This window comes from Sinorhizobium sp. GQ132, from assembly GCF_059758575.1.
The window spans coordinates 32308-54854 of the sequence record NZ_JCAXDX010000005.1 but is presented as its reverse complement, the minus strand read 5'-3'; the positions used below and the strand labels follow the sequence as shown (position 1 = coordinate 54854).

Sequence of the window (22547 nt, the reverse complement as noted above, 5' to 3'; positions counted from 1 at the left end):
AAAAAGCATGGCTCGTAGATCGGCTCACGCCTTGATCCACGACCATTGCGTGACCGGCATCGCCGGCCGCCAGCCCGTCATGGCGCCGACGGGCGAGGCCCGGGCGATGTCGATCCGCATCAGCGAGCCGCCGAACCGCGCGTGTCGGTCGAGCAGCACCGCTTCCATCTCCGTCGTCACGGCATTGGCGACGAGACGTCCGCCGGGCGCGAGCGCCGCAATCGCCGCCTCCATCACCCCGGGCTGGCTGCCGCCGCCGCCGATGAAGATCGCGTCCGGCTGCGGAAGGCCGCGCAGCGCCTCCGGCGCCTGCCCTTCGGCGACCACAAGCCCCGGAACGCCGAAGCGGGCGGCATTGCGGCCGATCCGCGCAGCCCGTTCGGACGACGCCTCTATGGCGACGGCGCGCATCGCCGGATCGGCAAGCATCCATTCGATCGCGATCGAGCCTGAGCCGGCGCCGATGTCCCAGAGGAGTTCGCCCTTGCGCGGCGCGAGTGCCGAGAGCGTCAGCGCCCGCACCTCCCGCTTGGTGATCTGGCCGTCATGCTCGAAAAACCGGTCGTCCAGGCCGCTGGCAAGCGTCAGAACGCGTGCATCGGCATCGGCCACCACCTCAAGTGCGCAGACGTTCAGAGCGTCGAGTTCCTCCATCGCGAAGCCGGAAGCGAGGTGGCGGGAGACACGCTCGCTTGCGCCGCCGAGCGCTTCGAGAACCGTAAGCCGTGACTGACCGAATCCGCTTCCTGCAAGCAGCCCGGCAAGCGCTTTCGGCCCGTTCTCGTCCGAGGTCAGCGCCAGAACGCGCGCGCCCGGCTGAAAATGCGGCCGTATGAGATCGAGCGGACGGCCGTGCAGCGAAACGGTCGCGACCTCCTGCAGCGGCCAGCCCAGCCGGGAAGCGGCGAGGCTGAAGGCGGACGGCGCGGGGATGGTGCGCATTTCCGCGGCATCGACGCGGCGCGCCAGCGTGGCGCCGACGCCGTAAAGAAACGGATCGCCGGAGGCGAGCACAACGACAGGGCTGCCGCGGCGGGCGACGATCGCCTCCACCGCCTTTTCAAACGGGCTCTGCCAGCTATGGCGTTCGCCGCCGATCAGCGGCGCGGCGAGTTCCAAATGGCGGGCCCCGCCGAAGACCACGGGAGCTGCCTTTATCAGGCGCTTGGCCTCGTCGCCGAGACCGGCTACACCGTCTTCTCCGATACCGATCACGATGAGCCAGGGAGCGACGATGGCCGAGCCACTGTTCGACATGTCAGCCACGGGCAGACCTCGCATTCTGATCCTGGGTGGAACGACCGAGGCGCGGCAGCTCGCAGAGCGCCTGGTCTGCGAACCGCATTACGATACGGCGATCTCGCTTGCCGGCCGTACCGCCGATCCCCGCCCGCAGCCGCTTCCGACGCGCATCGGCGGCTTCGGCGGCGCCGAAGGGCTTGCCGCCTTTCTGCGCGAACGAAATATCGCCCTGCTGATCGATGCGACGCACCCCTTCGCCGCCCGCATCTCGCTCAACGCCGCCGCAGCGGCCAAGATGACCGGAACGCCGCTCATTGCGCTCCGCCGCCCCGCCTGGGCGGCAGAGCCCGGCGATCGATGGACCTGCGTCGGAAGCGTCGCGGAAGCGGTGTCCGCATTGGGCGAGGAACCGCGCCGCGTCTTGCTGGCAATCGGCCGGCAGGAGGCTTACCATTTCGAGAAGGCGCCGCAGCACAGCTACGTCGTGCGCAGCGTCGATCCGGTGATGCCGCCGCTCGATCTGCCGGATGTCACCGCCATCCTCGCCTCCGGCCCCTTTGCGCAGACCGACGAAACAGAACTGCTCGAACGCCACGGGATCGACGTCATCGTCGCCAAGAACAGCGGCGGTGCGGCCACCTACGGCAAGATAGCGGCGGCGCGTCACCTCAGGATCGAGGTGGTGATGGTCGAGCGCCACAAGCCTGCCGACGTTCAATCGGTCGGCGACTGCGACGAGGCGCTCGAACGCATCCATCAATGGCTTTCTCCGGTGAAGGACCGCGGCGTGTAGACGAGGTCGTGCTTACCCTCGCGGGCGATAGTGCGCGTCTCCGGCGAACCGATGATCACGCAGGTCGCCATGTCGGCGCGGTCGGGGTCGGCCTCACCGAGCGGCATGACCGCGATGCGCTCGTCCGCCCGGCCGGCGGCGCGGCCGAAGATAACCGGAACGCGGGCCGGCAGCACCTGCCGAAGAACCTCGAAGGCCTCGCCGAGCTGCCAGGGACGCGCCTTGCTGATCGGATTGTAGAGCGCGATGACGAGCCCCGCTTCGGCGGCAAGCCTCAGTCGTCTGGTGATGACATCCCACGGCTTCAGGTTGTCGGAAAGCGACATGGCGCAGAAATCGTGTCCGAGCGGTGCCCCGATCCGGGCTGCGACTGCGAGCATCGCGGTGACGCCGGGCGTGATCGTGAGATCGACCTCACGCCATTCCTGCGGTCCCTTGTCGATCGCCTCGCAGACGGCGGCCGCCATCGCGAAGATGCCGGGATCGCCGCCGGAGACGACGCAGACATCTGCCCCGGCTGCGGCGCGCGCGAGTGCTGCCCGGGCACGGTCCAGTTCCTCGCGGTTGTCCGAAGCGATGCGCCGTTGATCCGCCCGAAGATGCAGGCGATCGAGATAGGGGCCGTAGCCGAAGAACTCGGTCGCGACCGCAATCGCATCCTCGGCCTCGGGCGTCATTTGCGCCGGATTGCCGGGGCCGGTGCCGACGATGAAGAGCTTTCCGGTCATGCGCTGCCCTCCGATCCGGGCCTTTCCTTCCGGCCGGGCCTGTCCTTCCAGCCAGGGACGAGCACCAGCGAGAAATAGGGCGCCTCGTCGTCGGGCTTCTCGCCGAGCGGAACCATCGCCGCATTCCTCATGGTGCCGCGCTCGACATAGACGGCCGCCTCGAGCCGGCCTGCCGCCGCCAGCGCCCGGCGGATCTTCGGCAAGTTGCGACCGACCTTCATGATGACCGCGGCTTGCGTGTCGGCGAGGCGGCGCTGAAGCTCGCCCTCGCCCATCGTGCCGGGGAGAACCGAAAGCACGTCGTCGCCCTGCACCAGCGGCAGACCTGCGAGCGACCAGCAGCCCGACATTGCGGTGATGCCCGGAATGACCTCGGCCGGGAAGCGGCCGGCAAGCCGCACATGAAGGTGCATGTAGGAACCGTAGAAAAGCGGATCGCCCTCGCTCAGCACCGCGACCGTCCGTCCGGCGAGGAGATGCGCCGCGACGACCTCGGCCGAGGCGTCGTAGAAATCGGTGATCTGGCGCTTATAGGCGTCGTGATCCTTGTCGATCTCGGTCGTCACCGGGTAGTAGAGCGGCAATTCGGTCATGTCCGGCTTCAAAAGACCTTCCACCACCGCGCGGCCGTTGCCGTTGCGTCCGGCCTTGGCGAAATAGGCGACGACATCCGCTTCGCCGAGTGCCCGGACGGCCTTTACGGTCAGGAGTTCAGGATCGCCGGGACCCGTTCCGACGCCGATAAGCCGGCCTGATTCCACGCCGCTCACAGACCCGGCCTCGCGAGAGAATTCAGCGCGGCGGCGGTCATCGCACTGCCGCCCAGACGGCCGCGAACGATCGCAAAGGGAACGCCATAGGAATTTTCGGCAAGCGCGTCCTTCGATTCGGCCGCACCGACGAAACCGACGGGCATTCCGAGGATCGCCGCCGGCTTCGGCGCGCCGTCGCGCAGCATTTCGAGCAGATAGAAGAGCGCGGTCGGCGCATTGCCGATCGCTACCACGGAGCCAGCCATCCGCTCGCCCCAGAGCTTCAGCGCCGCTGCGGAACGCGTATTGCCGATCTCGGTGGCGATCTCCGCGGTACGCGCATCGCGAAGCGTGCAGATCACCTCGTTGCCGGCGGGCAGCCGGGCGCGCGTCACGCCATGGGCGACCATTTCGGCGTCGCAGAAGATCGGCGCGCCGTCTTTCAGCGCCGCGCGCGCGGCGGAGACGAAGCCGGGCGAGAACACGAATTGTCGCACCGCCTCGACCGATCCGCAGGCATGCACCATGCGTATGGCGAGATCGGCTTCTTCCTCCGAAAATCCGGAAAGATCGGCTTCCGCGCGGATGATCGCGAAGGAACGCTCATAGATGGCGTTGCCATCGCGGATGTAATCGTAATCAGGCATTTCTATCCCTGTTCAAACGCGGCGGCGATGCGCGCGGTCCCGAGCCGTGTAAGACAGGACAGCGCCGATTCGCCAGCGTCTTTGTTTTCCCGCACGAGCGCGTTCAGCGCGCCGAACGCAGATCCTATTCCGTTTTCATCCCTGTAGGCACTCGACGCGACGGAAGCAGTGCCATTTACGACAAGCGCATATCCTGATGGCGCACCGACGAGCGTCAGCGGCGACACCGTGGGTCTGGCGCAACCCTTGGGACAGCCGGAGAGATGCACCGTCACCGAACCGTCGAGGAGATCCGGCGCGGATTCGACCAACAGCCTCGCCGTCGCCTTTGTGTCCATTCGCGCCGAGGCGCAGGCGAGGCCTGCGCAGGCGGCTATGTGATTGCGCGGATCGTCGGAGGCGACCAGAAAGCCGTGCGAGCAGGCAAGGCGTTGCACGACGGCCGCCGTTTCGCCCGAGAGACCGAGGACGAACAGACCGCGCGGGGGTGCCAAGCGTATCTCGTTTGCGCCGAGTTCCTCCGCCTGTCTGAGGAATGCGACGAGACTGCCCGCATCGGTTTGCGCGAAGGCCAGGCCGACGCCGAGCACGGTGCCGGCGCCGCCGAAGTGGTGAATGCCCGCCGGTGGCGGCGAAAAAGCGGGACCGTCCGCGCGCGGCAGGGCATCGCCGGCCGCCGCGCGCCGCCGAAGAAGATCGGCATCAAGGTCGCGGGCGCGGGTAGCGGGGCCGAGTGCAGCGAGATCTCCCAGGATTTCGAGAACGATAGGGACGATTTCGTTCGATTCCAAGAGCGCGACGGGCTTTGCCGAGCGCGCCGTCCCGCCGAGCGAAAGCAGCCATCGCACGCCGTCCTCATGCTCGAACGCAGAGACACGCAGGTCGGCGGTCAGGCTTCCCAGGTGGAAGCGGCCGCCTCCATCCACGACGATCGAAAGTTTCGGCGCGAGCCTGAGCGCCTCACCCGCGCCGGAGATCGCTATGCGCAGCGCGCGGGCGAGCGGGCGAGGATCGGCGACTTCGTCCGGGTCGAATCCGGCAAGCGGCGGCGTCTCGATCGCCACCCCTTCGGCAATGGCTATCTCCGCCGCCCCGATCGCTTCGGCGAGCGCCGGAACGCTTTCCGGCGTCAGGCCGCGGATCTGCAGGTTGCCGCGCGCCGTGACCTCAATGATCCCGCTGCCGCATGTCGCAGCCGCACCGGCAATCGCCCTCATCTCGGCCGGCGTCAGGCCGTCGCCTGCCGGTCGCAGCCGCACGAGCAGGCCGTCCCCGGTCTGCATCGGCGCCGCCAGCGAAGGACAGCTCCCGCGGCGCATCGATGCGCCGGTCGCAGATCGGTCGGCTCGTGGGGCGGCGCAGCTTTTCATTCGTCTCGGTAATCCTTCGGTATCTGCGAGCCAACCCGGCACGCCTGATCGATCGAGCCTATATCACAGGGGGAGCGTCGAGAGAGATCAAAGATCTGCCGCCGAGAGCAGGGCAACGCCCGATTACTCTTCGAAATCGGCGCCCTTGCGGAGCAGATAAATATCCATGATCCAGCCCATCCGCTCGCGCGCCGCGGCCCGCGCTTCGAGAATCCGCTCTTTCACCTCGGCGAGGCGCCCTGAAATGACGATCTCGTCGGGCGTGCCGAGATAGGCCCCCCAATAGATCTCGGCGTCCGGATCCTCGATCTTCCGGAACGCCTGCTCGCCGTCGAGCATGACGACGGCCGTCTCGCTTTTGTGCGGAAAACTTTCGGCGAGCCGCCGGCCAGTGGTGATTTCCACCGGCTTGCCGACGAGGTTCAACGGGATGCGATGGCTGGCACAGAGCGCCTGCAGGCTGGTAATGCCCGGAATGACGTCGTAGCCGAAGGCGACCCGGCCACCCGACTTCACCCGTTCCACGATGCGGATCGTGCTGTCATAGAGCATCGGATCGCCCCAGACGAGGAAGGCGCCGGTCTGGCCTTCCGCGAGCTCGCTCTCCAGCAGCGCCTCGTAGGCGGCGGCGATGCCCGCATGCCACTCGTCCACGCTTTCCACGTAGCTGCGGCCTTCGGTGCGGCGGACGGGCACCGCGAATTCGACGGTGCGGCTGCCGGCCCGCGTCACGTAGCGGGCGCATATCGCGCGGCGCAGCTCGGCCAGCTCGGTCTTTTTCTCCCCTTTGGTCGGGATGAAGAGCACATCGGCCCGATTCAGCGCATTGATCGCCTGAACCGTCATGTGCTCGGGGTTGCCGGCACCGATACCGATGATCAGGACGTGTCGCATGCCGTCTCCCATTGCGCCACCCGCATAGTCGGGCAATCCCACCCGCATAATCGCGTCAGTCACACCCGCATAATCGGGCCAGTCCCGCCCGCATTATCGGGCCAGTCTTTGACGGATCGCCGCGGCAGGTGCAAGGCCCATTCGCGACGGCAAGCGCTACGGCCGCGTCAGCAGTTCGGCGCCAGCTGCCGCTCGACGGCCAAAGGGGGATCTTCCGGCAACCGCCAATCGATCGGATCCAGCCCCTTGGACGTCAAAAACGCATTCGCCTTGGAGAAATGCCGGCAGCCGAAGAACCCCGCATGGGCCGATAAGGGTGACGGATGCGGTGCGGTGAGCACGAGATGACGCGAACGATCGACAAAAGCGGCCTTGCGTTGTGCGTAGGAGCCCCAGAGCATGAAGACGACAGGCTGCGCCTGCTCGTTGACCGCCCGGATTACGGCGTCGGTGAAGCGCTCCCAGCCCTTGCCCTGATGCGAAGCCGCGCGGCCGCGTTCGACGGTCAGCACGCTGTTCAGAAGCAGCACGCCCTGGCGCGCCCAGCTTTCGAGGAAGCCGTGGCGCGCCGGCGGAATGCCGAGGTCTTCCTGCAATTCCTTGTAGATGTTGACGAGAGAGGGCGGCGTGCGCACGCCCGGACGAACGCTGAAGCAGAGCCCATGCGCCTGCCCGTCGCCATGATAGGGGTCCTGGCCGAGGATGACGACGCGTACCCTGTCGAGCGGGGTCAGATCGAGCGCACGGAAATATTCGACGCCCCTCGGAAAAATCTGCCGACCCTGCTGCTTTTCCTCCAGCAGGAACCGCTTGAGCTCGGCCATGTAACCGTGGCGGAATTCCCCGCCCAGAACGGCTTTCCAGCTTTCTTCCAGCCTGATCGTCGCGTCCATGTGGATCGTCCACCTCCTTGGGTCTCGTTCCGGAATTTAGACGCATGAGCGCCTATCGCAAGCGCTCGCGTCGTCTCCGCCCCATCGGTTCACCGATTTTGACTACAGCGCAACGGCCGCATTGTATTTCCACGAATATAGCGGTAACCAAAATACCGGAGCGCTATATCTTGGGAAATATCACGAACCGGGAGACTTGGGTGTGACAACGAGAAGAGATTGGCTCAAGGGCGTGTCACTGGTGCTCGGCGTGGTTCTGGCGGGAACGACCTTTGCACCGGCTCAGGCGGCGGAGAAGGTCACCGTGTTCGCCGCGGCGAGTCTCAAGAATGCACTCGATGCGATCAACGGCGAATGGCTCAAACAGACCGGCAAGGAAGCCACCGTTTCCTATGCGGCGAGTTCGGCACTGGCGAAACAGATCGAACAGGGCGCGCCCGCCGATGTGTTCATCTCGGCCGACCTCGCCTGGATGGATTACCTCGCAGACAAGAAGCTGATCAAGGCCGGCACGCGCTCCAACCTGCTCGGCAATCGTATCGTCCTCGTCTCCGGCAAGTCGGATGCCCGGGCTGTCGAGATCGAGCCGGGTCTCGACCTTGCCGGTCTTCTCGGCGACGGACGATTGGCCATGGGAGCCGTGGAATCCGTCCCTGCCGGCAAGTATGGCAAGGCCGCGCTGGAAAAGCTCGGGCTGTGGCCGAACGTTGCCGGAAAGGTCGCCGGCGCCGAAAGCGCGCGCGCCGCCCTCCTCCTCGTGTCACGTGGCGAGGCGCCCTACGGCATCGTCTACCGAACCGACGCTGCAGCGGACGCCAATGTGAAAGTGGTCGGCACCTTCCCCGAGGACAGCCACCCCCCAATTATCTACCCGATCGCGATCACCGCGGACAGCAGGAACGCCGATGCCGCCGCCTACCTCGAATTCGTCCGCTCGCCGACGGCGGCGGCGCTTTTCCAGGCCGAGGGCTTCACCGTTCTGGAATAGAACTTGCCGAATGATTGCACGACACGGCGCATCAGGAACGGGAGTACGAGCTTGGACTGGATGGCATTGAGCGACGCGGAGTGGACGGCCGTCCGCCTGAGCCTGCGGGTCGCCACCGTTGCGATGCTTGCGAGCTTGCCGCCGGCGCTCCTTGTCTCGATGATACTTGCGCGCGGCCGCTTCTGGGGCAAGTCGCTCCTGAACGGCCTCGTCCATATGCCGCTGATCCTGCCGCCGGTCGTCACGGGCTTCGCTCTGCTGCTCCTTTTCGGCCGGCGCGGCCCGATCGGTGCATTTCTCGCTGAGAATTTCGGGCTGGTCTTTTCGTTTCGCTGGACGGGAGCGGCACTCGCCTGCGCGGTGATGGGCTTTCCATTGATGGTCCGCAGCATCCGGCTGTCTATCGAAGCAGTCGACCGCAAGCTCGAAGAAGCGGCGGGAACCCTTGGCGCTAGCCCCGCCTGGATCTTCCTGACGGTCACATTGCCCCTGATCCTTCCCGGCATTCTCGCCGGCATGGTCCTCTCCTTTGCCAAGGCCATGGGCGAGTTCGGCGCGACCATCACCTTCGTTTCCAATATCCCCGGCGAGACCCAGACGCTTTCCGCCGCGATCTATACCTTCACACAGGTGCCGGGCGGCGACGCCGGCGCGATGCGCCTTGCCGCGATCTCCGTCGTTATTTCGATGGCGGCCCTGATGCTTTCGGAAGCCATGGCTTCAGCCGCGGCGCGGCGGACGGTGGCGGCATGAGGCTCGAGGTCGAAGCGCGCCTTCGTCTCGGCTCCTTCGCGATCGACGCCGCCTTCGGCTCGGAGGGCGGCGTGACCGCCCTTTTCGGCCGCTCCGGCTCCGGCAAGACCTCGCTCGTCAACATCATCGCCGGCCTCCTCCGGCCCGATCAGGGCCGCGTCGTGCTCGACGGCGACACGATCGCCGACAGCGAGCGCCGGCTTTTCACCCCCGTCCACCGCCGCCGCTTTGCCTATGTGTTCCAGGAAGCCCGCCTCTTTCCGCATTTCAGCGTCCGCAGAAATCTCGCCTATGGCCGCTGGTTCGCAGGCGCGGCCCGATCGGGGCCCGAATTCGGCAGGATCGTCGAAATGCTCGGCATCGGACATCTGCTCGATCGGATGCCTTCGACGCTCTCGGGCGGCGAGCGGCAGCGCGTCGCCATCGGCCGGGCGCTGCTCGCTTCCCCCCGCCTGCTCCTGATGGACGAGCCGCTCGCCGCGCTCGACGACGCCAGAAAGGCCGAAATCCTGCCCTATCTGGAGCGGCTGCGCGACGAAACGCGGATTCCGATCGTCTATGTCAGTCATTCGGTGGCTGAAGTGGCGCGGCTGGCGGAGCGCGTCGTCGTCATGGAAAACGGCCGGGTCAAGGCCTTCGGCAAAACGGCGGCCGTTCTGAACGAGCCGTTTCCGACATCCGCCGCCGACCGGCGGCAAGCGGGCACGTTGATCGAGGGCACCGTCGACAGTCATGACGAAGGCCACGAACTGACCGTGGTGCGCGCCGGAGACTGCCTGATCCGCGTGCCGCATCTCTTCGCCGAGGCCGGGCAAAGTCTACGCCTCTACATTGCCGCGCGCGACGTCATGCTGGCGACCCGTCGCCCGGAAGGCATCAGCGCCCTGAACGTGCTTCCGGGAACGATCGTCGGCGTCTCGTCGCCGCGGCAAGGAAGCGTCGACATGCGCGTGGATTGCGGCGGCAACGTCATCGCCGCGCGCGTGACGACCGTCTCCCGCGATGCGCTCGCGCTTGGCCCGGGAAAGCAGGTGCACGCCATCATCAAGACCGTCGCCCTCGATTATTAGAGAAGCAAATGGTTAGAGCGGCTTTCCGGTTGGCTCCTCTTGCGGAGCACCTTTGCAGTCGCGCATGGCGTCGAGCCAATCGAGATCGTCCGCGATCGCGGCCTGCGCCTTGGCCTCCATCGCCCGGAAGCGCTCGATCAGCATCTCGCCGAAAGCGGTGACCACGGCGCCGCCGCCCTGCTTGCCGCCGCGCTGCGAGTCCACCGCCGGCTCCTTGAACATGCGGTTCAAGGCGTCGACCAGCAGCCAGGCACGGCGGTAAGACATATCCATGGCCCGCCCGGCAGCGGAAATGGAGCCGGTCTCGCGGATGTGTTCCAGAAGCATGATCTTGCCGCGCCCGAGACGGCTGTTCGGCGGCAAGTCGATGCGGAGGATCGGGCGGGGGTCGGCTTCGGTATCGTGCATGGAGCGAACATAAAGCCTGGCGCAGGAGACGGGAAGGCGCGACCGCTCAAAGACGATGCGGGAGCTTCGGGCACGGGAACTGTGCATCGCCGCCCGAAACCGGCCAAGCAGGCTTGATCGAAGCCGACATTGGATGCAGCGATAGGCATAACTGAACAAACCCAAGAGATGATCATGCCCGGCCCCGCTCTCGACCCCGTTGAAACCGATGCTTCGCTGCCCGGTAGTGCCGACGTCGTCATCATCGGCGGCGGTATCATCGGAGTAAGCACGGCGCTCTTTCTCGCCGAGCGCGGCGTCAAAGTCGTCCTGTGCGAGAAGGGCGATCTCGGCGGCGAGCAATCGAGCCGCAACTGGGGCTGGGTGCGCGTCATGGGCCGCGATCGGCGCGAGATTCCGCTGGCGATGGAGGCGCTGAAGATCTGGGACACCCTCGATGCGCGCGTCGGCTGCGAGACCGGATTTCGCCGGAGCGGCATTCTCTATATTTCCGAAACGGAGCAGGACGTCGCCAACCGCGATGCCTGGCTCGCGCTTGCGAAACCCCATGGCGTCGACAGCCGCCAGCTCACCGCCGACGAGACCCGGGAGCGCATGGCCGGGACGGCGATCCGCTACAAAGGCGCGCTCTATACGCCGCGCGACGGTCGAGCGGAGCCGCAGAAGGCCGTGCCCGCAATCGCGGCCGGAGCACGCCGAGCCGGCGCACATATCGTCACCGGCTGTGCGGTGCGGGGGGTTGAGAAGAGTGCGGGTCGGGTAAGCGCCGTCGTCACCGAAAAGGGCCGCATCGAAGCCTCGACGGTGGTGCTTGCGGGCGGCGCCTGGTCGCGGCTCTTCTGCAAGGGCCTCGGCATTCGGCTGCCGCAGCTAAAGGTGCGCAACACCGTGCTCAGGACCGCTCCGGTCGAGGGCGGCCCGGCCGGCGCAGGCGCAACGGCGACTTACGCCTATCGCAAACGCCTCGACGGCGGCTACACGATCGCCACCGCGGGTGCCAACCTGCATCCGCTCGTGCCGGACACCTTGGCATTCTTCCGCGATTTTCGCGCGGCGAGAAGGGCCGAGGGCGAGGCCGTGCAGGCAGGCTTGAGCGCCCAGAGCTGGCGCGAGCTTTTCGAAATCGCATCCGTGCCCCTCGATCGGCCCGGCGCCTTCGAGCGCCACCGTATCCTCGATCCTCGGCCCGATCCGAAATCCGTGCTCAAGGCATTCGAGGAAGCAAGAAAGGCTCTTCCGAAGCTGCGTACCGTCGAGCCGGTGCAGATCTGGGCCGGCCTGATCGATGTCACGCCGGACGTCGTCCCGGTCATTTCGCACGCGAAAGAGGTGCCGGGCCTCGTCATCGCCACCGGCTTCTCCGGTCACGGCTTCGGCATCGGCCCCGGGGCCGGACATCTCGTCGCCGATCTCGTCACCGGAGATCCGCCCATCGTCGATCCCTCCGAGTTCCGCCTTTCGCGCTTTTCCGACGGCAGCCCGATAGAGATCGCGCCACCGGTCTGAAGGCCGGGTCGCCCGCCCGCCTCACGAAAGAAAATTGCCCGCCGCCAGCGCCGGCACCGGCCCGGCGTTCGGTGCCGCATGCGTGCCGGCACGAATCTGTCTTTCTTCGCGCAGCAGCCGGGCGCGGCGGCGAAAGCGCTTCATCTGGCCCCTGACTCGTGGCAGTCTGTGCCCATATCCTGTCGGGAGAGCGGGATGCCGTAGCGGTATGGCAGGCGGGGCGGAGGACACCCCAGGCGCCAGCCGGGAACCGCCGGGCGGCGGCGCCGTTCTTCCGGGAATGGAGTTGCGCGACGCGCAATCCGGAAGGGAGGCCGGAATCCGCATGGATGAATTCAGCCGATTGAGCCTGCATGTCCCCGAACCGGCCGTCCGGCCGGGCGATCTGCCCGATTTCTCCAACGTGAAGATACCGAAGGCGGGCTCGGTGCCGCGGCCGGAAGTCGATGTGGACCCCGAGGAGATCCGCGACCTCGCCTATTCGATCATCCGGGTTCTCAACCGCGAGGGCGAGGCAGTCGGCCCCTGGGCCGGTTTTCTTTCCGACGAAGAGCTGCTGAGGGGTCTCAGGCACATGATGCTGCTGCGCGCCTTCGACGCGCGCATGCTGATGGCGCAGCGCCAGGGCAAGACATCCTTCTATATGCAGCATCTCGGCGAGGAGGCGGTGAGCTGCGCCTTCCGCAAGGCGCTTCGCAAGGGCGACATGAATTTTCCGACCTACCGCCAGGCGGGGCTCCTGATTGCCGACGACTACCCGATGGTCGAGATGATGAACCAGATCTTCTCGAACGAGCTCGATCCCTGCCATGGTCGGCAGCTGCCCGTCATGTACACCTCCAAGGAGCACGGCTTCTTCACGATATCGGGCAACCTCGCCACTCAATATGTCCAGGCCGTCGGTTGGGCCATGGCATCCGCCATCAAGAACGATACGCGGATTGCCGCCGGCTGGATCGGCGACGGCTCGACCGCCGAGTCGGATTTTCACTCCGCGCTGGTCTTCGCTTCCACCTACAAGGCGCCCGTCATCCTCAACATCGTCAACAACCAGTGGGCGATCTCCACTTTCCAGGGCATCGCCCGAGGCGGTTCCGGCACCTTCGCCGCAAGGGGCCTGGGCTTCGGCATTCCGGCGCTCAGGGTCGACGGCAACGACTACCTGGCCGTCTATGCGGTGGCGCGCTGGGCGGCCGAGCGGGCGCGGCTCAATCTCGGTCCGACGCTGATCGAATACGTGACCTACCGCGTCGGCGCCCATTCGACTTCCGACGATCCGAGCGCCTATCGCCCGAAAACGGAATCGGAAGCCTGGCCGCTCGGCGACCCGGTCCTGCGCCTGAAGAAGCACCTGATCCTACGCGGCGCCTGGTCGGAGGAGCGGCATGCGCAGGCGGAGGCGGAAATCATGGACGAAGTGATCCAGGCACAGAAGGAAGCGGAACGCCACGGAACGCTGCATGCCGGCGGCAGGCCGTCGGTGCGGGATATCTTCGAAGGCGTCTATGCAGAGATGCCGCCGCACATCCGCCGTCAACGGCAGAAGGCGGGGTACTGACATGGCCAGAATGACGATGATCGAAGCGGTGCGCAGCGCCATGGACGTCTCGATGGCACGCGACGAAAATGTCGTCGTGTTCGGGGAGGATGTCGGTTATTTCGGCGGCGTTTTCCGCTGCACCCAGGGGCTTCAGGCGAAATACGGCAAGACGCGTTGCTTCGATACGCCGATCAGCGAGTCCGGTATCGTCGGCACGGCCATCGGCATGGCCGCCTACGGGCTGAAACCGTGCGTCGAGATTCAGTTTGCCGACTACATGTATCCCGCTTACGACCAGCTCACGCAGGAGGCCGCGCGGATCCGCTACCGCTCGAACGGCGACTTCACCTGCCCGATCGTCGTGCGCATGCCGACGGGCGGCGGCATCTTCGGCGGCCAGACCCACAGCCAGAGCCCGGAGGCGCTCTTCACCCATGTTTGCGGGCTGAAGGTCGTCGTGCCGTCGAATCCCTATGACGCCAAAGGTCTGCTCATCTCGGCGATCGAGGATCCGGATCCCGTGATGTTCCTGGAGCCGAAGCGGCTTTATAACGGCCCCTTCGACGGCCACCACGAACGCCCGGTCACGGCCTGGTCCAAGCACGAGCTCGGCGACGTTCCGGACGGCCACTATGCGATCCCGATCGGCAAGGCCGAGATACGCCGCAAGGGATCAGGCGTGACTGTCATCGCCTATGGTACGATGGTGCATGTGGCGCTCGCGGCAGCCGAGGAGACCGGTATCGACGCGGAAGTGATCGATCTGCGCAGTCTGTTGCCGCTCGATCTCGAGACGATCGTGCAATCCGCGAAGAAGACCGGGCGGTGCGTGGTCGTGCACGAGGCGACGCTGACCTCGGGATTCGGTGCAGAGCTCGCCGCTCTCGTTCAGGAACATTGCTTCTATCACCTCGAGTCTCCGGTCGTCCGGGTAACGGGTTGGGACACGCCCTATCCGCACGCGCAGGAGTGGGATTATTTCCCCGGTCCGGCACGCGTCGGGCGTGCGCTCGCCGAAGCGATGGAGGGCTGACCGGTGGGTGAATTCATCATCAAGATGCCGGATGTCGGCGAGGGTGTCGCGGAGGCCGAGCTCGTCGAGTGGCATGTGAAGCCCGGCGATCCGGTGCGCGAGGATATGGTGCTCGCCGCCGTCATGACCGACAAAGCCACGGTCGAAATCCCCTCGCCCGTCACCGGCAAGGTCCTGTGGCTCGGAGCGGAGGTCGGCGACACGGTCGCGGTGAAGGCGCCGCTGGTCAGGATCGAGACCGCCGGCGAGGCGGGCGATGCTGTCCCGGACAGCGTCCCGGAGGCGCTGGCCGAAAACGTGCTGGACGAGCCCGTCGCCGTCTCCTCCCGGCCTGCGGCCAAGGCGCCGCCGCAGCCTGAAAAACCTGCGCCGAGAACCGCGCCGGCGCCGCGCGAAACGAGGGATCTTTCGCCAAAGCCACTCGCCTCCCCGGCAGTGCGGCTGCGCGCCAGGGAGAGCGGCATCGATCTCAGGCAGGTGGCCGGCACCGGGCCGGCCGGCCGGATCACCCATGAGGATCTCGATCTCTTTATCAGCCGTGGCGCCGGGCCGCTGCCGGCGCAGGCCGGCCTCGTCCGCAAGACCGCCGTCGAGGAGGTCAGGATGACCGGCCTCAGACGCCGGATCGCCGAAAAGATGTCGCTCTCCACCTCACGCATCCCCCACATCACCTATGTGGAAGAGGTGGACATGACGGCGCTCGAGGATCTGCGCGCGACGATGAACCGCGACCGCAAGCCGGAGCAGGCCAAGCTCACGATCCTGCCTTTCCTGATGCGCGCGCTGGCGAAGACCGTCGCCGAGCAGCCCGGCGTCAACGCCACGTTCGACGACCATGCCGGCGTCATTCACCGCCACGCTGCCGTCCATATCGGCATCGCCACCCAGACGCCCGCCGGGCTGACCGTTCCGGTGGTGCGCCATGCCGAGGCGCGCGGGATATGGGACTGCGCGGCCGAGCTCAACCGGCTGGCGGAGGCGGCCCGCACCGGAACGGCGACGCGCGACGAGCTTACCGGCTCGACCATCACCATCTCCTCGCTCGGCGCCATCGGCGGAATCGCCACGACGCCGGTCATCAACCATCCGGAGGTGGCGATCGTCGGCGTCAACAAGATTGGCGTCCGGCCCGTCTGGGACGGCGCGCAATTCGTCCCGCGCAAAATCATGAATCTCTCGTCGAGCTTCGATCACCGGGTCATCGACGGCTGGGATGCCGCGGTCTTCGTCCAGCGCCTGAAGACGCTGCTCGAAACGCCGGCGCTGATTTTCGTTGAAGGATAGGCATCCATGAAGGAAATCTCCTGCAAGCTCCTGGTTCTCGGCGCCGGACCCGGCGGCTATGTCGCGGCGATCCGCGCCGGCCAGCTCGGCGTCAACACGGTGATCGTCGAGAAAGCGAAGGCTGGCGGCACCTGTCTGAATGTCGGCTGCATTCCGTCGAAGGCGCTGATCCACGCGGCGGACGAATATCACAAGCTCCGCACGGCTGCCTCGGGCAAGAACCCGCTCGGCCTTTCGTTGAGTGCTCCGGCGATCGACCTCCGGCGAACGATCGCCTGGAAGGACGGCATCGTCGGACGGCTGAACGGCGGCGTCACGGGGCTCCTGAAGAAGGCGGGCGTCAAGGCGGTCATCGGCGAGGGACGCTTCGTCGACGGCAAGACGGTGGATGTGGAAACGGAAACCGGGCTTCAGCGCATTCGGGCGGAAGCGATCGTTATCGCGACCGGTTCGGCGCCGGTCGAGCTTCCCGACCTTCCCTTCGGCGGAAGCATTATTTCCTCGACTCAGGCGCTGGCGCTGACGGACGTGCCGCAGACGCTCGCGGTGATCGGCGGCGGCTATATCGGTCTCGAACTCGGAACCGCCTTCGCCAAGCTGGGCTCCAAGGTCACCGTGCTCGAAGCGCTGGACCGGATCCTGCCGCAATACGACGCCGACCTCTCAAAGCCCGTGATGAAGCGGCTCGGCGAACTCGGTGTGGAGGTCTTCACCCGCACCAGGGCCAAACGGCTCTCCGCCGACCGGCGGGGCCTGCTTGCCGAGGAGAACGGCCGCGCCTTCGAGGTCCCGGCGGAGAAGGTTCTCGTCACCGTCGGCCGCCGGCCGGTGACCGACGGCTGGGGGCTTGAAGAGATCGATCTGGACCGGTCGGGCAGGTTCATCCGCATCGACGACCAGTGCCGCACTTCGATGCGCGGCATCTATGCGATCGGCGATGTGACCGGAGAGCCGATGCTTGCGCACCGGGCGATGGCACAGGGCGAAATGGTCGCGGAAATCGTCGCCGGTCATAAGCGGAGCTGGGACAAGCGCTGCATTCCGGCGGTCTGCTTCACCGACCCGGAAATCGTCTCCTCCGGCCTCTCGCCGGAAGAGGCGCGCGCTGCCGGCATCGACGTCAAGATCGGCCAATTTCCCTTCCAGGCGAACGGCCGCGCCATGACGACGCTCTCCGAGGACGGCTTCGTGCGGGTCATCGCCCGCGCCGACAATCACCTGGTCCTCGGCATTCAGGCTGTCGGCCATGGCGTTTCGGAACTGTCGGCGACTTTCGCGCTGGCGATCGAGATGGGCGCGCGGCTGGAGGACATCGCCGGTACCATCCATGCGCATCCGACGCAATCGGAAGCCTTCCAGGAGGCGGCCTTCAAGACGCTCGGGCACGCTCTGCATATGTGAGCGGACCCGGCATCCCAGGCCCCTTGCGGAGCCCGGCGACCAGGCCTCAGCCCATCCGTTCCGACGCGTAGGAACCCGGGCTTGGCGGGAAGACGACGACGCGGTTGCCGTTGATGAAGCAGCGGTGATGGATATGGGCGTGCACGGCGCGGGCCAGCACCTGGCTTTCGACGTCGCGGCCGATCGAGACGTAGTCCTCGGCCGACTGGGCATGGGTGATGCGGGCGATATCCTGCTCGATGATCGGACCCTCGTCGAGATCGGCGGTGACGTAATGCGCCGTCGCGCCGATCAGCTTCACGCCGCGCTCATAGGCCTGCTTATAGGGGTTCGCCCCCTTGAACGACGGCAGGAAGGAGTGGTGGATGTTGATGATCTTCCCCGACATCTTCTTGCAGAGCGCATCGGAAAGCACCTGCATGTAGCGGGCCAGCACGATCAGCTCGGCGCCGGTCTGCTCGACGACGTCCATCAGCTGGGCTTCGGCCTTGGGCTTGTTCTCCTTCGTCACCTTGATGCAGTGGAAGGGGATGTCGTGGTTGACGACCACCTTCTGGTAGTCGAAGTGGTTGGAGACGACCCCGACGATGTCGATCGGCAAGGCGCCGATCTTCCAGCGGTAGAGAAGATCGTTCAGGCAATGGCCGAAGCGCGACACCATGAGCAGCACCTTCATGCGCTCCTCGGAATCACGGATCTCCATCGTCATCTCGAAGCGCTTGATCACCGGTTCGAAGCCTTCGCGCAGATCTTCGAGCTTGGCGCCTTCCTGGCTGATGAAGGTGAGACGCATGAAGAACAGGCCCGTCTGGAAATCGTCGAACTGCGAGCTGTCGCTGATATAGCAGCCCTTTTCGGCGAGATAGCCGGTGATGGCGGCGACGATGCCGCGAGTGGATTTGCAGCTGACGGTCAGCACATAGCTTTTCATCGATGAATCTCTCGTTTGAGGTGTTCCCACGCCCTTACACGGGCAGTCGCGCAAAAACTAGCTTGGCGATCTGCGGCCCGCCGATCCATTCGCGACATCGGCTTGGCGGAACAGGCCACACCGATGTGCGAATGACGAAATCGCATCCGAAACGGGGTCAAGGTTTTGCGCGGTCGGGATGCGCCCTTCGGAAGGCGTCGATGGCGGCGCAGCGGCGATCTATGGCAACGATCCGCGGGCACGCCGAAAGATCGACATCCCAGCGCCGTGCATTGTAGACCTGCGGCACGAGGCAGAGATCCGCCATCGTCGGACGATCGCCATGGCAGAATTCACCGGTCGCGGGGCGGTCCAGCATACGCTCGAAGGCAGAGAGACCCTCGCCGATGAATTTCTGCATCCACTCGCGCCGCGCAACCTCGCCGTCGCCCGCGCCCGCCATCACATGAGCGACGACGCCGAGATTGCAGACGGGATGGATATCCATCGCCACGGCATAGGAAAGCGCGCGGACGCGTTGCCGGTCGACGGGATGGGACGGGAGGAAACCCGTCCCCTCCCGCGTCTCCGCAAGATATTCGATGATGGCGAGCGACTGGGTGAGGCGCTCGCCGTCTATGTCGAGCACCGGTACCAGTCCCTGCGGATTCCGGGCGAGATGCTCCGGCGCGCCATGAGCCTTTGCCAGCAGGTCGACCGGTACGGAGCGATAGGCTTCGCCGATCAGGTTGAGCGCGATCCGCACCCGGTAGCTCGCCGACGAGCGCCAATAGTCATAAAGCACGGTTTCGTTCGCCACACCCGTCTCCACGCTGTCCGACCTCAGCCGCGCTCGTATTTTCCGACCTTCTGTTCGATGGCGCCGAAAATCGAGTGGCCGGTGCGATCCTTCATCTCGATGCGGACGACATCGCCGAATTTCAGGAACTGCGTTTTCGGTGACCCGCCTTCGATCGTCTCGATCATGCGCAATTCGGCGATGCACGAATAGCCGGCCCCGCCTTCGGAAACCGGCCTACCCGGCCCGCCCTCGAGCTTGTTCGAAACGGTGCCCGAGCCGATGATCGTGCCGGCCGAAAGCAGCCTCGTTCGCGCGGCATGCACGATCAGCTGCGGGAAATCGAAGGTCATGTCTATGCCGCCATTGGCCCGCCCGAAGGGCTCGCCATTGAGATCGACGTGGAGCGGCAGATGCAGTTTCCCGCCATCCCAGGCTTCGCCGAGTTCCTCCGGCGTCACGGCGACCGGCGAGAAGGCGGAAGACGGCTTCGATTGATAGAAACCGAATCCCTTGGCGAGTTCTCCAGGAATGAGGCCGCGCAGGGAGACATCGTTGACGAGCATGACGAGTCGGATCGCGGCCCTTGCTTCCTCGAGCGTCGCGCCCGTGGGCACGTCGTCGACGATGACAGCAATTTCGCCTTCCATATCGATGCCCCAGCCATCGTCGGCCATAAGGATCGGATCGCGTGGGCCGAGGAAACTGTCGGAACCGCCCTGATAGATCAGCGGATCGGTCCAGAAACTTGCCGGCATCTCGGCATTGCGCGCCTTTCGGACGAGCTCGACATGATTGACATAGGCCGATCCGTCCGCCCACTGAAAGGCGCGCGGCAGCGGCGAGGCGGCGTCGTGCTCATGGAATCGCATGGTCGGCTGCGCCCCGGTCTCGATCCCCTCGGCGACGCGCTCCAGCCGCGGACCCGCATGCGCCCAGTCGTCAAGCGCCGCCTGCAGCGTGCGGGCGATATGACCCACCTCCGAGCAGCGGGTCAGGTCTTTCGAGACCACGACGAGCTTGCCGTCGCGGGTGGAATCTTTCAGCGTTGCGAGTTTCATGGAGTGGTGTTCCCGATGCGTTGTTGATTCTCGCCGGGGCGGCGCGGATATTGCAGCATGTCACGGTTCGGCGGCGGAAGTCACTTGATTCCCGGCGTGCCGTCGAATTTCCGTTCGAGGCCGGACCAGCAATCCATGTAGTCGTCCTGCAGAGTCTCGAGCTCTGCCGCAAACGTCGTCAGCTGCTGGGGGAAGCGGGTCTCGAACATGAATGCCATGGTGTTGTCGAGCTTCACCGGCTTCAGCTCGCCGTTCGACGCCTTCTCGAAGCCGGAGAAGTCCGGTCCGTGCGCCAGCATCATGTTGTGCAGGCTCATGCCGCCCGGAACGAATCCTTCCTCCTTGGCATCGTAGCGCCCGTAGATCAGGCCCATGAACTCGCTCATGATGTTGCGGTGATACCAGGGCGGGCGGAACGTATGCTCGGCGACCAGCCAGCGGGGCGGGAATAGGACGAAGTCTACATTGGCCGTCCCCTCCTCTCCGGAAGGGGCCGTCAACACCGTGAAGATGGACGGATCGGGATGGTCGAACAGGATCGCGCCGACCGGCGAGAACGTCTTGAGGTCGTATTTGTAGGGCGCGTAATTGCCGTGCCAGGCGACGACGTCGAGCGGCGAATGGCCGATCTCGACCATATGGAATGAGCCGCACCACTTCACCTGGACCCGGCAGGGCGTTTCCTTGTCCTCGTAAGCGGCGACCGGCGTCTTGAAGTCGCGCGGATTGGCGAGGCAATTGGCGCCGATCGGGCCGCGATCCGGGAGCGTGAACTTCGCGCCGTAATTCTCGCAGATGTACCCGCGCCAGACCTTCTCCTCTCCGAGGCGCGTGACCTTGAACATCATGCCGCGCGGTACGAGGCAGATTTCAGACGGCTCCACCTCCATCCTGCCGAGCTCGGTGAAAACCTGGATCGCGCCCGTTTCCGGAACGATCAGCAGCTCGCCGTCGGCGTTGAAAAAGTAGTCATCCACCATGTCGGCATTGAAGGCATAGGCATGCGCAGCCATGCCGGCTTGCGTCAGCGCGTCGCCCGCCGTCGTCATGGTGCGGATGCCTTGAAGAAAGGTCAGGCTCTCCGGGGGCGCCGGCAAAGGACTCCAGCGCAACTGCCCGAGCGCCAGGGAATGCTCGCCCACATGCGGCGCCGTCTTCCAATGCGGATAGTCGATCTTGCGGAAACGCCCGGTGTGGCGGACGCTCGGTCGGATACGGTAGAGCCAGGAGCGCTCGTTGGTGCCGCGCGGTGCCGTAAAGGGTGAGCCGGACAGCTGTTCGGCATAAAGGCCGTAATTGCATTTCTGCGGGCTGTTCTGCCCCTGCGGCAGCGCCCCGGGCAGGCTTTCCGTCTCGAAGTCGTTGCCGAATCCAGGCATATAGCCGGCTGTGCGCTGCTGACCCGAACCTACCCGCCGCTGTTTTTCCGCCTTCTCCAACATGGCTTGAGCCTCCTCTTCTCTTCGCTATATTAGTTACAATCGTAACTATCGATTTTGTAACTATCAAGGAAGGAAGGCCATGGCCGAAGAGCGGTTCGAACTGGAGAACTTCCTGCCCTATCGGCTGAACCGGGCGGCGGAATTCGTCGCCTTGCGCTTTGCCGCACAATACAAAGCGCGTTACCAGCTGACGCGGCCGGAATGGCGAACGCTTGCGGCACTCGGCAGCTCCCGCCGCAGCATGACGGCAACCGAAATCGGCGCGCACTCCGCCATGCACAAGACGAAAGTAAGCCGCGCGGTCTTCAGCCTCGAGCAGCGCCGCTGGTTGAAGCGCGAGCAGGACGGACGAGACCGCCGTTTCGAGCATCTGGCGCTGACGCCGGCGGGCCGGCAGGCCTTCAGGGAGCTGACGGAGCTTGCGAGCGACTATCAAACGGAGCTGCATTCCGTGCTTGGGGCAGAGAATATGGAGGCGCTTTCGCAGGGCCTGGGCGCCGTGGAACGGGCGATAAACAATCTCTAGCGAGGCCCTTCCCTAGCTCTGCCGCCTACCCCTTCATCCGCGCCGGTATCGGCAGACCCTCGAAACTCTTGAGCGTCTCCAGCACGATCGATGTCTTGACGTGCTGCACGCTGTCATGCGGCAGCAGGACCTCGTTGACGAAACGGGAGAGCCCGGCAAGATCCGGCGTCACGACGCGCAGGTGGTAGTCCATTTCACCGGTCAGCGCATAGGCCTCCAGCACCTCCGGCAGAGCCGAGACGAGATTGCCGAAACGCTTGGCATTGTCGCGATTATGCGTGGCCAGCGTGACCGAAATCACCACCATCAGATCAAGCCCCAGCTTCTGACGGTCGATCTGCGCCTGATAGCCGGTGATGAACCCTTCCGCCTCCAGGCGCGTACGCCGGCGCGAACATTGCGAAGGAGACAGCGCGACGCGCTCGGACAATTCATTGTTGGTCAGATGACCGTCGCGCTGCAGTTCACTCAGGATCTTGAGGTCGAATCCGTCAAGCAGCTCCATTC

At 65.4% G+C, this 22547-nt stretch carries 24 protein-coding genes; 10 read left to right on the top strand and 14 right to left on the bottom strand.

The features are described from left to right. Positions 1–24: 24 nt before the first annotated feature. Entirely contained in the window at positions 25–1257 is a 1233-nt protein-coding gene (gene cbiE / locus AC6CIG_RS14430; RefSeq protein ID WP_164866802.1) for a precorrin-6y C5,15-methyltransferase (decarboxylating) subunit CbiE, read from the bottom strand. On the opposite strand from cbiE, the gene AC6CIG_RS14425 reads away from it, so the two are divergent. After that, positions 1235–2035 carry a cobalt-precorrin-6A reductase gene (locus tag AC6CIG_RS14425; protein ID WP_127709177.1) on the top strand — a complete coding sequence of 267 codons (801 nt, stop codon included), beginning with the start codon at positions 1235–1237 and terminating at the stop codon, positions 2033–2035. The two genes, cbiE and AC6CIG_RS14425, sit on opposite strands and share 23 nt — an antisense overlap. Here AC6CIG_RS14425 and AC6CIG_RS14420 read toward each other — a convergent pair. The 6 genes from AC6CIG_RS14420 to ung all read right to left on the bottom strand — a co-directional run bounded on the left by AC6CIG_RS14420 (position 1999) and on the right by ung (position 7319). Then, on the bottom strand, positions 1999–2763 hold the full coding sequence (locus tag AC6CIG_RS14420; protein WP_100672853.1) for a precorrin-3B C(17)-methyltransferase: 765 nt from the start codon (positions 2761–2763) through the stop codon (positions 1999–2001). The two genes, AC6CIG_RS14425 and AC6CIG_RS14420, sit on opposite strands and share 37 nt — an antisense overlap. Further along, entirely contained in the window at positions 2760–3533 is a 774-nt protein-coding gene (locus AC6CIG_RS14415; protein ID WP_018096650.1) for a precorrin-2 C(20)-methyltransferase, read from the bottom strand. The genes AC6CIG_RS14420 and AC6CIG_RS14415 overlap by 4 nt, the downstream gene beginning before the upstream one ends. Further along, positions 3530–4162, bottom strand: coding sequence for a precorrin-8X methylmutase (locus tag AC6CIG_RS14410; protein WP_018096649.1), 633 nt, complete (start codon positions 4160–4162; stop codon positions 3530–3532). The genes AC6CIG_RS14415 and AC6CIG_RS14410 overlap by 4 nt, the downstream gene beginning before the upstream one ends. A gap of 2 nt (positions 4163–4164) precedes the next feature. After that, positions 4165–5532 (bottom strand): precorrin-3B synthase, encoded by a 1368-nt coding sequence (gene cobG, locus AC6CIG_RS14405; protein ID WP_498322851.1) that lies wholly within the window; start codon positions 5530–5532, stop codon positions 4165–4167. A gap of 123 nt (positions 5533–5655) precedes the next feature. Next, positions 5656–6426 carry a precorrin-6A synthase (deacetylating) gene (cobF, locus tag AC6CIG_RS14400; protein WP_127709181.1) on the bottom strand — a complete coding sequence of 257 codons (771 nt, stop codon included), beginning with the start codon at positions 6424–6426 and terminating at the stop codon, positions 5656–5658. 167 nt (positions 6427–6593) lie between these two features. Further along, positions 6594–7319 (bottom strand): uracil-DNA glycosylase, encoded by a 726-nt coding sequence (ung, locus tag AC6CIG_RS14395; protein ID WP_018096646.1) that lies wholly within the window; start codon positions 7317–7319, stop codon positions 6594–6596. A gap of 202 nt (positions 7320–7521) precedes the next feature. Here ung and modA point away from each other — a divergent pair, with 202 nt between their 5' ends. From modA to modC, 3 genes are read left to right on the top strand one after another with little or no spacing between them, the layout of a single operon-like run. After that, the gene (modA, locus tag AC6CIG_RS14390; protein WP_127709183.1) at positions 7522–8307 is read left to right on the top strand and encodes a molybdate ABC transporter substrate-binding protein; all 786 of its coding nucleotides are present in this window, start codon (positions 7522–7524) and stop codon (positions 8305–8307) included. A 60-nt stretch (positions 8308–8367) separates the two neighbouring features. Beyond that, positions 8368–9060: a molybdate ABC transporter permease subunit gene (gene modB, locus AC6CIG_RS14385; protein WP_018096644.1), complete on the top strand. Its 693-nt coding sequence runs from the start codon at positions 8368–8370 to the stop codon at positions 9058–9060. After that, positions 9057–10130, top strand: a complete 1074-nt coding sequence (gene modC / locus AC6CIG_RS14380; RefSeq protein WP_127709185.1) for a molybdenum ABC transporter ATP-binding protein — start codon at positions 9057–9059, stop codon at positions 10128–10130. Before modB ends, modC begins: the two co-directional genes overlap by 4 nt. 12 nt (positions 10131–10142) lie before the next feature. Here the strand turns inward: modC and AC6CIG_RS14375 are convergent, their stop codons facing one another. Further along, the gene (locus AC6CIG_RS14375; protein ID WP_127709187.1) at positions 10143–10538 is read right to left on the bottom strand and encodes a winged helix-turn-helix domain-containing protein; all 396 of its coding nucleotides are present in this window, start codon (positions 10536–10538) and stop codon (positions 10143–10145) included. Between the two features lie 168 nt (positions 10539–10706). Here AC6CIG_RS14375 and AC6CIG_RS14370 point away from each other — a divergent pair, with 168 nt between their 5' ends. Further along, positions 10707–12044: an NAD(P)/FAD-dependent oxidoreductase gene (locus AC6CIG_RS14370; RefSeq protein WP_127709189.1), complete on the top strand. Its 1338-nt coding sequence runs from the start codon at positions 10707–10709 to the stop codon at positions 12042–12044. Positions 12045–12065: 21 nt separating this feature from the next. Here AC6CIG_RS14370 and AC6CIG_RS14365 read toward each other — a convergent pair whose 3' ends face one another. Continuing rightward, positions 12066–12188 (bottom strand): hypothetical protein, encoded by a 123-nt coding sequence (locus AC6CIG_RS14365; RefSeq protein WP_018096640.1) that lies wholly within the window; start codon positions 12186–12188, stop codon positions 12066–12068. A 181-nt stretch (positions 12189–12369) separates the two neighbouring features. Here AC6CIG_RS14365 and AC6CIG_RS14360 point away from each other — a divergent pair, with 181 nt between their 5' ends. Genes AC6CIG_RS14360 through lpdA form a run of 4 tightly spaced genes read left to right on the top strand, consistent with a single transcriptional unit; the run spans position 12370 to position 17302 of the window. After that, complete coding sequence (locus AC6CIG_RS14360; RefSeq protein WP_026168781.1) at positions 12370–13602, top strand: 3-methyl-2-oxobutanoate dehydrogenase (2-methylpropanoyl-transferring) subunit alpha; 1233 nt, start codon at positions 12370–12372, stop codon at positions 13600–13602. A 1-nt stretch (position 13603) separates the two neighbouring features. After that, on the top strand, positions 13604–14617 hold the full coding sequence (locus AC6CIG_RS14355) for an alpha-ketoacid dehydrogenase subunit beta (RefSeq protein ID WP_018096638.1): 1014 nt from the start codon (positions 13604–13606) through the stop codon (positions 14615–14617). Between the two features lie 3 nt (positions 14618–14620). After that, complete coding sequence (locus AC6CIG_RS14350; protein ID WP_127709191.1) at positions 14621–15901, top strand: dihydrolipoamide acetyltransferase family protein; 1281 nt, start codon at positions 14621–14623, stop codon at positions 15899–15901. Between the two features lie 6 nt (positions 15902–15907). Further along, complete coding sequence (gene lpdA, locus AC6CIG_RS14345) at positions 15908–17302, top strand: dihydrolipoyl dehydrogenase (RefSeq protein ID WP_127709193.1); 1395 nt, start codon at positions 15908–15910, stop codon at positions 17300–17302. Positions 17303–17348: 46 nt separating this feature from the next. Here the strand turns inward: lpdA and purU are convergent, their stop codons facing one another. The 4 genes from purU to hmgA form a co-directional block, all read right to left on the bottom strand. Then, a complete protein-coding gene (gene purU, locus AC6CIG_RS14340) occupies positions 17349–18233 on the bottom strand; it encodes a formyltetrahydrofolate deformylase (RefSeq protein WP_018099360.1) in 885 nt (294 codons plus the stop codon). 157 nt (positions 18234–18390) lie between these two features. Then, positions 18391–19044: a maleylacetoacetate isomerase gene (gene maiA, locus AC6CIG_RS14335; protein ID WP_127709195.1), complete on the bottom strand. Its 654-nt coding sequence runs from the start codon at positions 19042–19044 to the stop codon at positions 18391–18393. 11 nt (positions 19045–19055) lie between these two features. Next, a complete protein-coding gene (locus tag AC6CIG_RS14330) occupies positions 19056–20072 on the bottom strand; it encodes a fumarylacetoacetate hydrolase family protein (RefSeq protein WP_127709197.1) in 1017 nt (338 codons plus the stop codon). Positions 20073–20152: 80 nt separating this feature from the next. Further along, positions 20153–21514, bottom strand: coding sequence for a homogentisate 1,2-dioxygenase (gene hmgA, locus AC6CIG_RS14325; RefSeq protein WP_127709199.1), 1362 nt, complete (start codon positions 21512–21514; stop codon positions 20153–20155). 79 nt (positions 21515–21593) lie between these two features. On the opposite strand from hmgA, the gene AC6CIG_RS14320 reads away from it, so the two are divergent. Further along, the gene (locus tag AC6CIG_RS14320) at positions 21594–22040 is read left to right on the top strand and encodes a MarR family winged helix-turn-helix transcriptional regulator (RefSeq protein WP_127709201.1); all 447 of its coding nucleotides are present in this window, start codon (positions 21594–21596) and stop codon (positions 22038–22040) included. Between the two features lie 25 nt (positions 22041–22065). Here the strand turns inward: AC6CIG_RS14320 and AC6CIG_RS14315 are convergent, their stop codons facing one another. Continuing rightward, positions 22066–22545, bottom strand: coding sequence for an Lrp/AsnC family transcriptional regulator (locus AC6CIG_RS14315; protein WP_018099355.1), 480 nt, complete (start codon positions 22543–22545; stop codon positions 22066–22068). Between the last annotated feature and the right edge of the window lie 2 nt (positions 22546–22547).

Bases quoted from the DNA above. Each gene is read 5' to 3' on its own strand.
- AC6CIG_RS14425 (WP_127709177.1), top strand. From the start codon at position 1,235: ATGGCCGAGCCACTGTTCGACATGTCAGCCACGGGCAGACCTCGCATT.
- cbiE (WP_164866802.1), bottom strand. From the start codon at position 1,257: ATGTCGAACAGTGGCTCGGCCATCGTCGCTCCCTGGCTCATCGTGATC.
- AC6CIG_RS14420 (WP_100672853.1), bottom strand. From the start codon at position 2,763: ATGACCGGAAAGCTCTTCATCGTCGGCACCGGCCCCGGCAATCCGGCG.
- AC6CIG_RS14410 (WP_018096649.1), bottom strand. From the start codon at position 4,162: ATGCCTGATTACGATTACATCCGCGATGGCAACGCCATCTATGAGCGT.
- cobG (WP_498322851.1), bottom strand. From the start codon at position 5,532: ATGAAAAGCTGCGCCGCCCCACGAGCCGACCGATCTGCGACCGGCGCA.
- cobF (WP_127709181.1), bottom strand. From the start codon at position 6,426: ATGCGACACGTCCTGATCATCGGTATCGGTGCCGGCAACCCCGAGCAC.
- ung (WP_018096646.1), bottom strand. From the start codon at position 7,319: ATGGACGCGACGATCAGGCTGGAAGAAAGCTGGAAAGCCGTTCTGGGC.
- modB (WP_018096644.1), top strand. From the start codon at position 8,368: ATGGCATTGAGCGACGCGGAGTGGACGGCCGTCCGCCTGAGCCTGCGG.
- modC (WP_127709185.1), top strand. From the start codon at position 9,057: ATGAGGCTCGAGGTCGAAGCGCGCCTTCGTCTCGGCTCCTTCGCGATC.
- AC6CIG_RS14375 (WP_127709187.1), bottom strand. From the start codon at position 10,538: ATGCACGATACCGAAGCCGACCCCCGCCCGATCCTCCGCATCGACTTG.
- AC6CIG_RS14370 (WP_127709189.1), top strand. From the start codon at position 10,707: ATGATCATGCCCGGCCCCGCTCTCGACCCCGTTGAAACCGATGCTTCG.
- AC6CIG_RS14365 (WP_018096640.1), bottom strand. From the start codon at position 12,188: ATGAAGCGCTTTCGCCGCCGCGCCCGGCTGCTGCGCGAAGAAAGACAG.
- AC6CIG_RS14360 (WP_026168781.1), top strand. From the start codon at position 12,370: ATGGATGAATTCAGCCGATTGAGCCTGCATGTCCCCGAACCGGCCGTC.
- AC6CIG_RS14355 (WP_018096638.1), top strand. From the start codon at position 13,604: ATGGCCAGAATGACGATGATCGAAGCGGTGCGCAGCGCCATGGACGTC.
- lpdA (WP_127709193.1), top strand. From the start codon at position 15,908: ATGAAGGAAATCTCCTGCAAGCTCCTGGTTCTCGGCGCCGGACCCGGC.
- purU (WP_018099360.1), bottom strand. From the start codon at position 18,233: ATGAAAAGCTATGTGCTGACCGTCAGCTGCAAATCCACTCGCGGCATC.
- AC6CIG_RS14330 (WP_127709197.1), bottom strand. From the start codon at position 20,072: ATGAAACTCGCAACGCTGAAAGATTCCACCCGCGACGGCAAGCTCGTC.
- hmgA (WP_127709199.1), bottom strand. From the start codon at position 21,514: ATGTTGGAGAAGGCGGAAAAACAGCGGCGGGTAGGTTCGGGTCAGCAG.
- AC6CIG_RS14320 (WP_127709201.1), top strand. From the start codon at position 21,594: ATGGCCGAAGAGCGGTTCGAACTGGAGAACTTCCTGCCCTATCGGCTG.
- AC6CIG_RS14315 (WP_018099355.1), bottom strand. From the start codon at position 22,545: ATGGAGCTGCTTGACGGATTCGACCTCAAGATCCTGAGTGAACTGCAG.